This window comes from Achromobacter ruhlandii, assembly GCF_902859695.1.
GTDB classification, from domain to species: domain Bacteria; phylum Pseudomonadota; class Gammaproteobacteria; order Burkholderiales; family Burkholderiaceae_B; genus Achromobacter; species Achromobacter ruhlandii.
Genome location: NZ_CADIJL010000009.1, coordinates 131,705 through 144,790 on the forward strand (window position 1 = coordinate 131,705; position 13,086 = coordinate 144,790).

Sequence of the window (13,086 nt, forward strand, 5' to 3'; positions counted from 1 at the left end):
TGCGGCGGATGCAGCAGATGCCGTGGATGCAGCGGATGCCGTGGATGCCGCAGAGGCCCTGGATGCCGCAGAGGCCGCGAATGCCGCGGATGCTGTGGATTCCTTGGACGCCGGCGATGAAGGCGATGAAGGCGATGAAGGAGATGAAGGAGATGAAGGAGATGGCGGAGCAGCAGGGGCACGATCGGTCTGGTCTGGCATGACGGCCTAAGGTAGTTTCATTACAAAACCAGAATGCTAGACCTTTAGGTTTTATAATGCAACCAAACATTCGACATCTCTCCCCGCCGCGATGCGCGGCAAAGGTCAGGACGACATGGTCAAACGCACCAGTCTCGAAGGCGCCGCCTGCCCGGTGGCGCGCGCGCTGGACGCCATCGGCGACTGGTGGTCGCTATTGATCGTGCGCGACGCCTTCGACGGCGTGCGCCGCTTCGGCGAATTCCAGAAAAGCCTCGGCGTGGCCAAGAACATCCTCAGCGACCGCCTGCGCACCCTGGTCGCGCACGACATCCTGGCGGCCGCGCCGGCGTCCGACGGCAGCGCCTACCAGGAATACGTGCTGACGGAAAAAGGCCAGGCGCTGTTTCCCGTCATCGTCGGCCTGCGCCAATGGGGCGAAGACCATTACTACGGCCCCGACGAGCCGCACTCCACGCTCATCGACCGCAAGCGCGGCCAGCCGGTGCGGCGCCTGGAGATCCGCGCCCAGGACGGCCGCGCGCTGGCGCCGGACGACACCGTGGTGCGCAAGGTCGGCGCCGACCGCGCCTGACCCTGGCGCACGCCCCCTGCCATTGGCCGCTCAGGCAGTCGCCGCGCGCGGCGGCCGGCGAGCGGCCCGCGTCAGGCCGTGGCGGCCTGCGGCCACTGCCCCGTGGCCAGCGCGGTCGGCGAATAGCCGCCAAAGCGCCACCGCAACGCCAGCGCGCCCGGCCTGGCCCGCACCCGCCGCACGTGGACGCGCCACAACCGCTCGGCCCCCGCGAAGGTGGCGATCTCCGGACTGTCCAGGATCACCTCGGCGCGACCCGACACCTGCAACACATCGCCGCGCTCGAAATCGATGAACAGCAGCCCGGCGCGCGGATTGAGCACCATGTTGCCCAGCGTATTGAAAAAGCGGTTGCCGGAGAAATCCGGGATCGTCAGCGTGTCGCCGTCGATCCGCACGAACCCCGGCTTGCCGCCACGGTGCGAGACGTCGATCCGGCGGCCGGCCTCGTCGGTATCGGCATAGGTCGCCACGAACAGCGTGTCGGCGCGCGCGATCAGCGCCCGGTCGGCCTCCCCCAGCCCCGCCCGCTCGCGCGCCGCCCCCGGAAAGCGCAGGGCCGGCGAGCGCGAGAAATGGAAATCGCGCGCCTGGATGTACTGCGGGCAGTTGCCGAACGACTCGGCCACCGTGACCGCGAAACGCCTGCCGTCCCACGCGGTGATGCGGCCGTTCATGCGGTTGCGGCGGCGCGTGTGCAGTTCGATGCCCAGCAGGCCCACCGGCTGGTCCGGCCCCAGGCCGGCGCGCAGCGGATCATCGGCATCCGGCAGCGCGGCCACCTGCAGGGTCTGCGGGTCCGGCGACACGGCGAAGCCCGGCTCGCCCTCCAGCACGCCGGCCCAGGGATCGCCCTGGCCATCGACCGCGCCCGCCACCAGGAACGGCAGTTGCGCGAAGAAGGCGCGGTGCTGGTCCGGCATGTACGGGCGGATCACTTTGGCGCCCACCTGCGCCATGCGCTCGGCCATGCCGATATGCGCCTGCAACCGCAGTTCGCCCGCGTGCCAGGGCGTCGCGGCCGGCTGGCCGGTCGCCGTCGTGGCGGCCGTCGAACCGCCGGCCGGCGCGGCGCCAAGCGGACTCGTCGTGGTCGTATTCATGTCAGGCTCCTTGCGCGCGGACGCTTGCGTTCACGCCGCCCGCAATCCCACGGGAGACGCCACCATCGGCACGAAGCGCGGCAGCGCCTCGATCCGCGCCAGCCAGTCGCGCACCCGCGGATAATCCGCCAGCGACACGTTGCCTTCCGGCGCATGCGCCACGTAGGTGTAGCAGGCCACGTCGGCCAGCGTCGGCGCGGCGCCGGCCAGGTAGCCGGTGGCCGCGAGCTCCCGCTCCATCACCGCCAGCAAGGCATGCGCGCGCGCCAGCGTGGCCGGCACGTCATACGGGGCGCCGAACACCGTCACCAGCCGCGCCGCGGCCGGGCCGGCCGCCAGCGGGCCGGAGGCGGCCGACAGCCAGCGCTGCACCGCCGCCGCGCCCACCGCGTCCTCGGGCAGCCAGGCCTGGCCGTTGTAGCGCTTGCACAGGTACACCAGGATCGCGGTGGAATCGGCCACCACCACACCGTTGTCGTCGATCACCGGCACTTGGCCGAACGCGTTCAGCGCCAGGAACTCGGGCCGCTTCTGCGCGCCGCTGCGCAGATCGACTTCGACATTGCGGTGCGGCACATCCAGCAGCGACAGCATCAGGGCCACGCGGTGCGAATGGCCGGACAGGGGAAAACTGTAGAACGTCAGGGGAGCGGCGGACATGGGGTATCTCGGATAGCGGAAACAGGCCTCCATCTTGAACCGCCCGTGCCCGCCGGGGAACGGCCATGGCGCGCAAGACACCATTGCCGCCAGTGAAAGGATCACGCCGGCAGGGCCGCCAGGTCGCGGCGCAGCGCGTCGACGCAGAAGTCGACGAAGCTGCGCACCTTGGCCGAACTCTTGCGCCCTTCCGGATACACCAGGTGCACCGGCAGCGGCGCCATTTCGTAGTCGCGCAGCACCACCTGCAAAGCGCCGCTGGCCAGGTCGCGCGCCACCTGGTAGGACACCACCTGGGTCAGCCCCCAGCCCTCGCAGGCCGCCGCCACCGCGGCCTGGAACGAGGTCACCGTCAACTGCGATGCCAGCGGCAGGCGCCGCGGCTGGCCGTCCTGCAGGAAACGCCATTGCGCGCCGCGCCCTTCCATCGCCGCCGTGATGGTGCAAAAGCGCGCCAGCGCGTCAGGGCTGTCGGGCGTGCCATGGCGTTGCAGGAAGTCGGGCGAGGCGCACACCACCCGCCGCACCTGCCCCACCGGCACCGCCGTCAGGGTGGAGTCGGGCAAGGCGCCGATGCGCACCGCCACGTCCACGCCCTCGTCCAGCAGGTTCACCACGCGGTCCACCAGCAGGGCGTTCACCGATACCTCGCGGTGCTGGCGCAGGTAGCCCAGCACCGCCGGCATCACGTGCAGTTCACCGAAGCGCGCCGGCGCGGTGATGTGCAGCGATCCGCGCGGCGCCGCCATCGCCCCGGCGGCGGCGTCGTCGGCCTGCTCCACGGCTTCAAGAATGGCGCGGCAGTCGGCCGCGTAGCGCTGGCCGGCTTCGGTCAGGCGCAGGCTGCGGGTGGTGCGCACCAGCAGCAGCGCGCCCAGCCGGCGCTCCAGCGCCGCGACGCTGCGCGTCACGCTCGGCGCCGACATCGCCAGCCGGCGCGCGGCGGCGGCGAAGCTCTGGGCCTCGGCCACCGCCAGGAAGACAGTCATTTCATGGAATCGGTTCAAGGCGCTCGGCCTCCTCGGAAGGGATGCGCGCCGGCAGGCCCGGCATGGCCGGCAGCGCCGCGACGCTGTCGCGCACGCAGCGCCGCACGATATCGGCCAGGGCCGCGGCCACCGGACCGGGCCGGCCTTGCGCGTGATACAGCGACAGCGACAACGGCGGCAACGACGGCAGGCCCTGCTCGCCCGGCGCCATCACCCGCAACCCGGCGGGCAGCCCCAGCGGCGTGCGGACCATCAGCCCCAGCCCCGCGCTGACCGCCGCCCACAGGCCCGCCAGGCTGGGGCTGATGAAAGCCGAGGTCCAGGCGATGCCGGCGCGGTCCAGGGCATCGGTGGCGCGGCTGCGGAACAGGCAGGGCGCCTCGAACGCCACCAGCGGCCAGGCGCCGTCGGCATCGCGCGCCGGGCCCGTCGCGGCCGGACCGATCCAGCACAGCGGCAGTTCAGCCAGACGCTGGCCATGCGGCCGCGCCGCGTCATGGTCCCAGGCCAGCGCCAGGTCCAGTTCGCCCGCCTCCACGCGTTCGAGCAGCTCGGCATTGCGCGCCACCCGCGCTTCGATCCGCACCTGCGGATGGGCGCGGGCGAACTGGCCCAGCACGCGCGGCAGCAGGATCTCACCGAAATCCTCCTGCAGCCCCAGGCGCACCCGCCCCTGCAGGCGCGTGCCGCGCACCGCCACCGAAGCCTGATCGTTCAGATCCAGCAGCCGGCGCGCGTACGCCAGCATGGTCTCGCCCGCGTCGGTCAGCGCCAGGCCCCGGCCGGCCTTGCGCAGCAGCGGCACGCCGGCCTGTTCCTCGAGTTTTTTCAACTGCGCGCTGACGGCTGAAGTCGAGCGCCCGAGGCGGTCGGCCGCGCGGCCGAAGCTGCCCAGCTCCACCCCCGCGACGAAGCTGCGCAGCACGTCCAGGTCAAAGGTGACAGGCCTGATCATCCTGTTTTTCAAAACCTTTAGTTAAAAATTTCCCGATTTTCAGAATAATGTTACGGGCGCAGACTTTGCCGCGTCAATCCCATCTGGAACCGTCATGTCCCTGCCCGCCTCCGTGATTTCCGCCCCAACCCCTGCCGTGCGCCCCGCCCATCGCTGGAAGGTGCTGTCGGTGGGGGTGGCCGCCAATGCTGCCTTCTCCGCGGCGGCGGCCGGCCTGCCCGCCACCGCCGTCTTCCTGCGCGCGGACTATCAACTGGACAACGACGCCCTGGGCCTGGCGCTCGGCGTGCTCGGCCTGGGCGTGGCGTTGTTCGAGCTGCCCTGGGGCCTGCTGGCCGACCGCTGGGGCGACCGGCCGGTGCTGCTGGGCGGCCTGGGCGCGACGGCCGCGGCGCTGGCCTGGATGAGTCTGTTCGCCGCGCCGGCCCACGGCGTCGCGCCCGCCTTGTGGCTGCTGGCGCTGGGCCTGCTGCTGGTGGGCGTGATGGGCGGCAGCGTCAACGGCGCCAGCGGTCGCGCGGTGATGGCGTGGTTCGACGAAGGCGAGCGCGGCCTGGCGATGAGCATCCGCCAGACCGCCGTGCCGCTGGGCGGCGGGCTGGGCGCGCTGGTGCTGCCCTGGCTGGCGTCGCGGGCCGGTTTCGGCGCGGTCTTCGGCCTGCTGGCCGGCCTGTGTGCGGGCGCCGCGCTGCTGACGCTGGGATGGCTGCGCGAGCCGGATCGGGCGCACCCCGCCACGGCGGCCGGCTCCGCCGCAGCCTCCCACGCCGGCGGCAACACCCCGACAACCCCCCCGCCCTCCCGAGCCGCCACCCACACGCCGATCGCCGCCGCGTCGAGCCCCCTGCGCGACGCCAGGGTATGGCGCGCGGCGGTGGCGATCGGCCTGCTCTGCTGCCCGCAATTCGCGGTGCTGACGTTCGCCACCGTATTCCTGCATGACTTCAGCGGCGCCGGCATCGCCACGCTGACCGCCGTGATGGTGGCGGTGCAACTGGGTGCCATGGTGGCGCGCATCGCCAGCGGCCGCTGGACCGACCGCCACGGCAATCGCCGCGCCTACCTGCGCGGCTGCGTCTGGCTGGGCTGTGCGTTGTTCGTGGCGCTGGCGGCCGCGGCCTGGCTCCAGGGCACGGTCCCCGGCAACCGCGCGGCGCTGCTTGCCGTGCCGGTGCTGCTGGCCGCCGCCGGGATCTGCGCCTCGGCCTGGCACGGCGTGGCCTACACCGAACTGGTCACGCTGGCCGGCGCCGCCCGCGCCGGCACCGCGCTGGGGCTGGCCAACACCTGCGGCTACCTGGGATTGTTCCTGACGCCGCTGGCGCTGCCGCGGCTGGTGGCGGCCGCGTCCTGGCCGCTGGCCTGGCTGGCCGCCGGCGGCGCCATGCTGGCAATCTTGCCGCTGTTGCCGCGACCGGCACGGCCGTGAATGCGCGTCGACCGGCACGCATCGACCAACGCCGCCGCTAGTCCTTGAATTCCTGCCGCAGCCACGCCAGGAACGCCTTGACCGGCGGATGGCGCTCGCGCCCCGGCGCGCACAGCGCGGTGTAGGCCGCGCCGGCCACGCTGACCTCGGGACGCAGCGGCACCAGCGTGCCGGCCGCGACACTATCCGAAACCATGACCGAACTGGCCAGCACCAGTCCCTGCCCCGCGATGGCCGCCTGCAACGCGTAGTGCTCTTCCGCATAGGCGTGCAGCGCCGCCGGTTTGCGCCAGGCCGGCAGCCCGGCCGCCTCGCACCACTGCAGCCAGCCCTCGTCATACAGCGCCGAATCGCGCCAACGCACGGTCACCAGCGCGGGGCGCGCCCGCCGCGCCTGCGCCACCACCGCGGGCGCGCCGTAGACCCCGAAGCGCTCCTGCAGCGTGCACGCCGCGTGCAGCAGGGGATAGCGCTGGCGGCTGTAGCGGATCGCCACGTCGACGCTGGCGTCCTGCAGCAGGTCGATCGTCTCGGCCTGCGCCTGCAGGCGCAATTGGTACTGCGGATAGGCCTGGTAGAAGCGGCCCAGCCGCGGCACCAGCCAGAGCGCCGCGAACGAATGCGTGGTGGACAGCGTCAGCGCGCCGGCCGCGCTGGCCGGCCGCAGCGCATCCAGTGTCTGGGCGATGTCCAACAAGGCGCCGTGCGCGCTGGCGAACAGCCGCGCGCCGGCGTCGGTCAGGCGCACGCCCTGCGGCACCCGGTCGAACAAGGCCACGCCAGCGTGGCGCTCCAGCGCCTTGATCTGATGCGAAACCGCCGTGGGCGTCACGGCCAGCTCGGCCGCGGCCGCCTTGAAGCTGCGCAAGCGCGCGGCGGCCTCGAAGGCGCGCAGGGCGGTGACCGGCAGGGAAGCAAACATGGCGTGCCATCCAGATGAATTCAACTCATCTTAGCCAAGAAATCCTCGTTTGTCCCGATGCGCGCCGCTGCGTAAATTTTGCCTCGTAGCTTCCCTTTTCGTTTCACTCATCGAGGCATCCAAACATGAATCCATTTCATCAATCCAAGCGCCTGCTGATCCTGGCCGGCAGCCCTCGCCGCGACGGCAACAGCGCCGCGCTCGGCGCCGCGGCACAACGCGGCGCGCAGGCTGCCGGCAGCCACGCCAGCCTGCTGTTCCTGGACGACTACATCAAGGGTTTCCTGCCGGACCTGCGCCATGCCTCGGCGCCGGACGACCGCTACGCCGAGCTGTTCCTGGAACACTTCCTGCCCGCCGACGGCGTGCTGTTCTGCACCCCGCTCTACTGGTACGGCATGTCGGCGCAGACCAAGGCATTCTTCGACCGCTCGTTCACGCATTACGCCGGCACCGGCCCCGAACCCGAGGCGGTCAAGGCGCGCATGGCCGGCAAGCGCCTGGCCCTGGCGGTGGCGTCCGAGGAAACCTATCCCGGCGCGATCCTGGGCGTGGTGCACCAGGTGCAGGAATTCGCGCGCTACACCCACGCCGATTTCGTCGGGGTGGTTCACGGCGCCGGCAACAGCCGCGGCGAGATCGCGGCGGATCCCCGCAATCCGTTGCTGGCGGCCGAAACGCTGGGCGCGGAGTTCTTCACGCGGAAATACTCGGACTATCGGCTAGAGACGCCACGCAGTCACAACGTATGGGCGTCGCCCCCGCCAGCCGCCGCTCCCCGCGGCTGAGCCAGCCCAGGGCGATCGGCCACAGCGTGTCGCGAAAGCGGTCATGGAAAAAAGCGAAATGGCCGATCGCGTCCAACCCCAGCGAGGCCGGCGCCAGGCGCAGGTGAGTGCGGGCGCTGCCGGTGAAATACGCCAGCAGCCGGGCGATGGCGGCTTCGGTGCCGAATTCGTCATCGGTGACGCTGAGCGCCAGGATCGGGGCGGTCACCGCCGCCATCGCGGCGACGCGGCGATCCGGCCCGCCGCGCCCCTCGAAGCGCGCGCCCATGAAACTCCAGTCACGCACCACCCCGCGCGGCGTGTCCTCCAGCCAGCCCAGCCGACGCCCGGGGAAGTAACCCAGGCAGGCGGCCAGCAGCGGCATCACCACATGCCACTTGGCCAGCATGCGCAGGCGCTGGCCGGCGGCGTAATCGCGCCAGTAGGCATATTGCGCCCCCATGGTGAAAATCCGCCGCAACCCGCTGGCCGACGGCGCCAGCCCGGTGACGAAGCCGCCGATGCTGTGCGCCACCACGTCCACCGGCTGGCCCGGAAAATGGTGGCGCACATACCCCAGCACCGCCTCGAAATCCTTCTCGCCCCAATCCATCCAGGACGCCCGGAAACCGCGCAGCGACGCCGGACGCGACTCGCCGATGCCGCGATAGTCGTAGGTCAGCACATCGAAACCGTGTTGGTGCAGGTAGGCCGCGAAGCGCGCGTAATAGCGGCAGCGCACCGAGGTGGCGGCATTGATGACCACCACCGGACGCGGGCCGGCCGGATCGGGGTCGGCGTGGCGCCACACGTAGCCTCCCAGCGGCACGCCGTCCGCGGCGCGCAGCGTGATGCGTTGCGAGTCCATCTTCACATTCCCATGAATCAATCAATACGGCGTCAACGGACGCCACATGAAGCGATTAAATCCGGTAAAAACTCTGGATTCAACCGATCATTCATCGCTCATTACATGATCGATAGGAATGTCATTCGGCCGGTTTGCGGGCCGCCGATCGACGCAGCACGCCGGGCGGACTGCCATAGACCTGCTTGAACACCCGCGTCAGGTGCGCCTGGTCGGCAAATCCCACCGCCAGCGCCGCCTCGGCCAGCGGCAGCCCGCCGCGCAGCAGCGCGCGGGCGCGCGCCACCCGCCAATTGCGCAGCCAGGCCTGCGGCGGCAGACCGTAGCGGCGCGCGAACTGCTTGACCAGGGTGCTGCGGTGGCGGCCATCGGCCCGCGCCAGCGCCTCCAGGTCGGGCGCGCAGGCGGGATCGGCGCGCATCCTTTGCCACAGCAGTTCGCACACGTCGGCGCCATCTCGCGCCGCCTCGGCGGGCGCCCGCCCATGCGCCGCCAACAGCCGGAACAGCGCCGCCGACAGGTCGCCGCGGCGCGCCGCGTCATCGGTATGGTCAGGCGCCAGCGCGGCCAGCCATTGTGCGCACAGGGGGGCATCGCGGATCACCGGCCCGGGCAGGTCCAATCCGCCCTCGCGCAGCGCCAGGGCGTGCTGCTGGAACCAGGCCGGCTCGATGTACGCCATGCGGTAGGCGAGCAGGCCGGCCGACGTGCCGCCGGTATGCACCTGGCCCGGCGCGATCACCACCAGATCGCCCTCGCCCGCCTCGAAGGGGCGGCCGTGCACCGTGAAGGCGCAGCGCCCGCGCGCGATGGCGCCGATCGACCAGGCGTCGTGGAAATGCGCGTCGTACCGGTAGGCGCGCAGGTCGGCGATCAGCACATCGCCGGGCAGGCCGGCGCCGCAATGCCAGATATGTTGGGAAACCGCCATCGGAAAACCGCCAGTGAAAAACGCTCGGGCGCGGCCTCGGCAAGCCCGGCCACTGGCGACAGGCTACCCGAAATAGTCCCCTTCCGCGGCCAACGACCGCGCCAGCAGCCACGCATTGCGCGGATGCTCGCCCACCCGCCGGACCGCATAGGGCCACCAGTCCGCCCCGAATGGCAGGTACACCCGGACGGCGTAGCCCAGGCGCCGCAGCGCTAGTTGCCAATCGGGCCGCACGCCATAGAGCATCTCGAACTCGAACTCGTCCGCCCCCCACCCCCGCTCGCGCGCCAAGGCCATGATGGCGCCGGCCAGGCGGTCGTCATGGGTGCCGAAGACCGGAAGGAAGCCGGCCGCGCGCGCCTGGGGCGACAGCATGATGGCGGCCGCGTCCAGATAGGCCTGGTCGATATGGGCGCGGCCGGCATGATCCAGCGCGCGTTCCGGGAACGCCCCCTTGACCAGCCGCAGCGAGGTGCGCTGGCCGATGGCCCAGGCCAGGTCGACCGGCGTGCGGCGCCGGCGCGCCTGCAGCGTCAAGCCGGCCGGCAGGCCGGCGCCCAGCAGTTCCGCGTGCAAGGCGCAGGTGCGTTCGCGCAGGCCCGAGTCCTCCATGTCCAGCACCACCCAGTCGCGCCCGCCGCCCGCGGCCTGGCGCGCCGCCGCCGCGATGCGCCGGGCGTTGCCGCGCCCCAGCGCATCGTCGCGCATGTAGCCAATGGCGGTGGGATCGATCGACACGTGCACGTCCAGCCCCGCCCGGCCCAGCGCGGCGCAGGCCTGCATGGCCTGCTGCGTGTTGTGTTCGATCGCCGCCGGGTCGGCCACGTATTCGCCCAGGTAGAACAGCGAAGCGCGGATGCCATGCGCCTCGCGCAGCCGCGCGGCGGTGCGCACCGCCGCCTCGACATCGGCGCCGCCGACGAAGCGGCGCGCCAGCGAGGTGCGCGCGGCCAGCGCGCGCATGGCGCGCCCGGCGCCCGGGCTGCGCGCCAGGGCGATGGCGGTTTTCTGGAAAAGGCTCATGGGCTCTCCGTTCAAAGAGAGCCACTATGCGGCGCCGGCCCCGTCCCGTCTTGAACGGGAGTGAACCGCGCCGGCGCGCGTCACGCCTTGCCGGCAGCCAGCGCGGCGGCCCGGGCGCGGCCGAACAGCGGCCGCTGCACCGTCTGCGCCAGCAGCACGCCCAGCAAGGTCACCGCGCCGCCCAGCAAGTGGTAGGAATGCAGCTGCTCGCGCAGCAACACGAACGCGGCCAGCGCGGTGAACAACGGCAGCAGGTTGATGAAGATGCTGCAGCGGTTCGGCCCCAGGCGGTGCACGCCCTCGATCCACAGGAACGACAGCAGCACCGAAGAGAAAATGCCGGCATACAGGATCAGCGGAATCGTCTTCATGTCCAGCGCCGCCTGCGCGGCCGGCACCCGCAGGTACAGCGGCAGCATGTACAGCAGCGCGAAAATCGACTGCACGAAGGTCGACTGCCACGCCGGCAGCGGCACTTTCCAGTGGCGCAGCAGCACGCCGTACAACGCGTAGGAAAACGCCGCCATCAGCATCAGGCCGTCGCCCACGTGGATGCCGTGCTGAAACACGCTCAGCATCTCGCCCTGCCCCACCAGGTACAGCAGGCCCAGGAATGACAGCGCGCCGCCGACCGCCATGCCCAGGGTCAGCGGATCGCGCAGGATGACCACGCTCAGCAGCATGCTCAGCAGCGGGATCAACGCGGTCAGGATCGCCATGTTGGTGGCGGTGGTGGTCTCGGCGGCGCGGTACGACAGCGCCTGGAACAGCGCCGACGACAGTCCGCCGTACAGCGCCAGCTTGGGCCAGTGGCGCAGGATCACATGGCGGTTGCGCCAGGCCGGCACGGCCGTGAACAGGCCCATGATCGCCAGCGCCAGGATCAGCCGGTAGAACGTGATGGCGGTGGGCGAAATGGCGCTGGCCGCCATCTTCGAGACGATGACATTGCCCGCCCAGAACAGGATGGCGAACAATGGAAACAGGTAGGACATGATGGGTTCACTCGCGGAAGGGAAATCGGCTCTCCGCCGCGGCGCGCGGCGCCGCGCAGGTGGCGGATGACCGGTATCCTATTGAGCGCGCGAGCGCCCGTCTGCCGATGAACAGGCAGGGACTATCTTGAAATGGACATTCCCGAGGCCGCCATATCCCAGGCCGTCGTGGGCGGGGAATGCAGGCCTGGGACGCAGAGACCCAGGCAGCGGAGGCCCGGGAAATACCAGCCCGCGAAGTGCCGGCCCGCGAGTTGCAGCCCCCCGCGGCGCGGCCCCACCCTCACGGTCTGAACGGCAGCGGGTCCAGCGGCGTATCCAGCCCCGCCATCTGCGCCGTCAGCAGCGCCGCGCTGCCGCAGGCCAGGGTGAAGCCAAGCGCGCCCTGGCCGATGTTCAGCCACAGGTTGTCGGCGGCGGAACTGCGTCCGATCAGCGGCTTGCCGGTGGGCGTGGCCGGACGCAGCCCGGCCCAGGGAATCGCCTGCGCCAAATCCAGCGCCGGAAACGCCTCGCGCACCTGGCGCTTGAGCAGCGCGATGCGAGCCGGATCGATGTCGGCATTGGCGCTGCCGATGTCCACCATGGCCGCGATCCGCAGCACCCCGCCGACCCGCGCATAGACGATGCGGCGCTCGTAGTCGGTGACGCTGATGCGCGGCGCCACGGTATCGTCGTCCGCCAGCGGCACGGTCAGGCTGTAGCCCTTGAGCGGATACAGCGGCACATCGTGGCCCAGCGGTTGCAGCAAGGCGCGCGTGCCGATGCCCGTGGCCAGCACCACCGCGTCCGCGCCGATGTCGCCGTCCTGGGCGCGCACCGCGACGATACGCCTGCCCTCGCGCTGCAGGCCGGCGACGGGATTGGACATGGCGCACTGCACGTTGGGCAGCGCTTGCAGCCGCTCGAACAGCGCCTGCGTGAATTGGCGGCAGTCGCCCGCCTCTTCGCTCGGGGTGTAGATGGCGCCGGCCAGGCTGGCGCCCATGCCGGCCAGCGCCGGCTCGCGCCGCAACGTCTGGGCGGCGTCCAGCACCTGCTGCTCGGCGCCGTGGGCCGCCTGGTAGGCGACCAGCGCGCGCGCCTTGTCCAGCAGGGCCGCGCTGCGGTAGGCGATCAGCTTGCCGTTGCGCAGATGGCCGAATTCCAGGTTTTCCTGTTCCAGCAAGGCATGCATGGCGTCGCGGCTGAGAAAGGACAGCGCCTGCAATTGCGCGGTGGACTCGCGCGCCACCGAGGCGCGACAGGCCAGCGCGAAGCGCAGGCACCAGCGCCACTGATGCGGGTCCAGCCGCGGCCGGAAACGCAGCGGCGAATCCTCGCGCAGCAGCCAGCCCGGCACGCTCGGCAACACGCCCGGCCCGGCCAGCGGCGCGACGTAGCTGTAGCTGAGCTGGCCGCCGTTGGCATAGCTGGAAACCTCGGCCGGATGGGCGTGGCTGTCGACCAACACGACGTCATGGCCCTGGCGCGCCAGGAAGTAAGCGGAGGTCACGCCCACCACGCCGGCACCGATTACGCAAACGCGCATACCCTGCTTCCAAATAAGAAAATGGCAACGGTCTTATTCTGAAGCGGGGGACGGATGACCGCAAATCACCAAAGCCCCAGCACCCATAACCCGGCCTCATGGTCCCGGCCCGGACGACCGACTTGGACCACCAGCCCC

14 protein-coding genes are annotated in these 13,086 nt (G+C 71.0%); 4 read left to right on the plus strand and 10 right to left on the minus strand.

The window, feature by feature from the left end; all coding sequences use genetic code 11:
• The first annotated feature begins 8 nt into the window (after positions 1 to 8).
• Both HV742_RS13645 and HV742_RS13650 read left to right on the plus strand, forming a co-directional pair.
• Positions 9 to 203 carry a hypothetical protein gene (locus HV742_RS13645; protein ID WP_175145530.1) on the plus strand — a complete coding sequence of 65 codons (195 nt, stop codon included), beginning with the start codon at positions 9 to 11 and terminating at the stop codon, positions 201 to 203.
• 113 nt (positions 204 to 316) lie between these two features.
• The gene (locus HV742_RS13650; protein ID WP_054416236.1) at positions 317 to 775 is read left to right on the plus strand and encodes a winged helix-turn-helix transcriptional regulator; all 459 of its coding nucleotides are present in this window, start codon (positions 317 to 319) and stop codon (positions 773 to 775) included.
• Between the two features lie 71 nt (positions 776 to 846).
• Here the strand turns inward: HV742_RS13650 and HV742_RS13655 are convergent, their stop codons facing one another.
• From HV742_RS13655 to HV742_RS13670, 4 genes are all read right to left on the minus strand, one after another.
• On the minus strand, positions 847 to 1,878 hold the full coding sequence (locus HV742_RS13655; protein ID WP_254601124.1) for a pyridoxamine 5'-phosphate oxidase family protein: 1,032 nt from the start codon (positions 1,876 to 1,878) through the stop codon (positions 847 to 849).
• 30 nt (positions 1,879 to 1,908) lie between these two features.
• Positions 1,909 to 2,538, minus strand: coding sequence for a glutathione S-transferase family protein (locus HV742_RS13660; protein WP_020927112.1), 630 nt, complete (start codon positions 2,536 to 2,538; stop codon positions 1,909 to 1,911).
• A 101-nt stretch (positions 2,539 to 2,639) separates the two neighbouring features.
• Complete coding sequence (locus HV742_RS13665; protein ID WP_437340592.1) at positions 2,640 to 3,527, minus strand: LysR family transcriptional regulator; 888 nt, start codon at positions 3,525 to 3,527, stop codon at positions 2,640 to 2,642.
• Position 3,528: 1 nt separating this feature from the next.
• Positions 3,529 to 4,479 (minus strand): LysR substrate-binding domain-containing protein, encoded by a 951-nt coding sequence (locus HV742_RS13670; RefSeq protein WP_254601130.1) that lies wholly within the window; start codon positions 4,477 to 4,479, stop codon positions 3,529 to 3,531.
• 97 nt (positions 4,480 to 4,576) lie between these two features.
• Between HV742_RS13670 and HV742_RS13675 the strand changes: the two genes are divergently transcribed.
• Positions 4,577 to 5,911 carry an MFS transporter gene (locus HV742_RS13675; protein WP_175145682.1) on the plus strand — a complete coding sequence of 445 codons (1,335 nt, stop codon included), beginning with the start codon at positions 4,577 to 4,579 and terminating at the stop codon, positions 5,909 to 5,911.
• Between the two features lie 37 nt (positions 5,912 to 5,948).
• Here the strand turns inward: HV742_RS13675 and HV742_RS13680 are convergent, their stop codons facing one another.
• Positions 5,949 to 6,833 (minus strand): LysR substrate-binding domain-containing protein, encoded by an 885-nt coding sequence (locus tag HV742_RS13680; protein ID WP_054518896.1) that lies wholly within the window; start codon positions 6,831 to 6,833, stop codon positions 5,949 to 5,951.
• A gap of 125 nt (positions 6,834 to 6,958) precedes the next feature.
• Between HV742_RS13680 and HV742_RS13685 the strand changes: the two genes are divergently transcribed.
• Positions 6,959 to 7,621: a flavodoxin family protein gene (locus HV742_RS13685; RefSeq protein WP_175145684.1), complete on the plus strand. Its 663-nt coding sequence runs from the start codon at positions 6,959 to 6,961 to the stop codon at positions 7,619 to 7,621.
• Here HV742_RS13685 and HV742_RS13690 read toward each other — a convergent pair.
• The 5 genes from HV742_RS13690 to HV742_RS13710 all read right to left on the minus strand — a co-directional run bounded on the left by HV742_RS13690 (position 7,530) and on the right by HV742_RS13710 (position 12,948).
• Positions 7,530 to 8,468 (minus strand): alpha/beta hydrolase family protein, encoded by a 939-nt coding sequence (locus HV742_RS13690; RefSeq protein ID WP_049074866.1) that lies wholly within the window; start codon positions 8,466 to 8,468, stop codon positions 7,530 to 7,532. The two genes, HV742_RS13685 and HV742_RS13690, sit on opposite strands and share 92 nt — an antisense overlap.
• Before the next feature lie 121 nt (positions 8,469 to 8,589).
• On the minus strand, positions 8,590 to 9,399 hold the full coding sequence (locus tag HV742_RS13695; RefSeq protein WP_054503806.1) for a helix-turn-helix transcriptional regulator: 810 nt from the start codon (positions 9,397 to 9,399) through the stop codon (positions 8,590 to 8,592).
• A 63-nt stretch (positions 9,400 to 9,462) separates the two neighbouring features.
• Positions 9,463 to 10,422, minus strand: a complete 960-nt coding sequence (locus HV742_RS13700; protein ID WP_049074869.1) for a proline dehydrogenase family protein — start codon at positions 10,420 to 10,422, stop codon at positions 9,463 to 9,465.
• An 80-nt stretch (positions 10,423 to 10,502) separates the two neighbouring features.
• Positions 10,503 to 11,417, minus strand: coding sequence for a DMT family transporter (locus tag HV742_RS13705; protein WP_054416136.1), 915 nt, complete (start codon positions 11,415 to 11,417; stop codon positions 10,503 to 10,505).
• Positions 11,418 to 11,700: 283 nt separating this feature from the next.
• Positions 11,701 to 12,948 carry a D-amino acid dehydrogenase gene (locus HV742_RS13710; RefSeq protein WP_175145686.1) on the minus strand — a complete coding sequence of 416 codons (1,248 nt, stop codon included), beginning with the start codon at positions 12,946 to 12,948 and terminating at the stop codon, positions 11,701 to 11,703.
• Between the last annotated feature and the right edge of the window lie 138 nt (positions 12,949 to 13,086).

Coding starts and splice junctions, on each gene's coding strand:
- HV742_RS13645 (WP_175145530.1), top strand. CDS start 9: ATGCAGCAGATGCCGTGGATGCAGCGGATGCCGTGGATGCCGCAGAGG.
- HV742_RS13650 (WP_054416236.1), top strand. CDS start 317: ATGGTCAAACGCACCAGTCTCGAAGGCGCCGCCTGCCCGGTGGCGCGC.
- HV742_RS13655 (WP_254601124.1), bottom strand. CDS start 1,878: ATGAATACGACCACGACGAGTCCGCTTGGCGCCGCGCCGGCCGGCGGT.
- HV742_RS13660 (WP_020927112.1), bottom strand. CDS start 2,538: ATGTCCGCCGCTCCCCTGACGTTCTACAGTTTTCCCCTGTCCGGCCAT.
- HV742_RS13665 (WP_437340592.1), bottom strand. CDS start 3,527: ATGACTGTCTTCCTGGCGGTGGCCGAGGCCCAGAGCTTCGCCGCCGCC.
- HV742_RS13675 (WP_175145682.1), top strand. CDS start 4,577: ATGTCCCTGCCCGCCTCCGTGATTTCCGCCCCAACCCCTGCCGTGCGC.
- HV742_RS13680 (WP_054518896.1), bottom strand. CDS start 6,833: ATGTTTGCTTCCCTGCCGGTCACCGCCCTGCGCGCCTTCGAGGCCGCC.
- HV742_RS13685 (WP_175145684.1), top strand. CDS start 6,959: ATGAATCCATTTCATCAATCCAAGCGCCTGCTGATCCTGGCCGGCAGC.
- HV742_RS13690 (WP_049074866.1), bottom strand. CDS start 8,468: ATGGACTCGCAACGCATCACGCTGCGCGCCGCGGACGGCGTGCCGCTG.
- HV742_RS13695 (WP_054503806.1), bottom strand. CDS start 9,399: ATGGCGGTTTCCCAACATATCTGGCATTGCGGCGCCGGCCTGCCCGGC.
- HV742_RS13700 (WP_049074869.1), bottom strand. CDS start 10,422: ATGAGCCTTTTCCAGAAAACCGCCATCGCCCTGGCGCGCAGCCCGGGC.
- HV742_RS13705 (WP_054416136.1), bottom strand. CDS start 11,417: ATGTCCTACCTGTTTCCATTGTTCGCCATCCTGTTCTGGGCGGGCAAT.
- HV742_RS13710 (WP_175145686.1), bottom strand. CDS start 12,948: ATGCGCGTTTGCGTAATCGGTGCCGGCGTGGTGGGCGTGACCTCCGCT.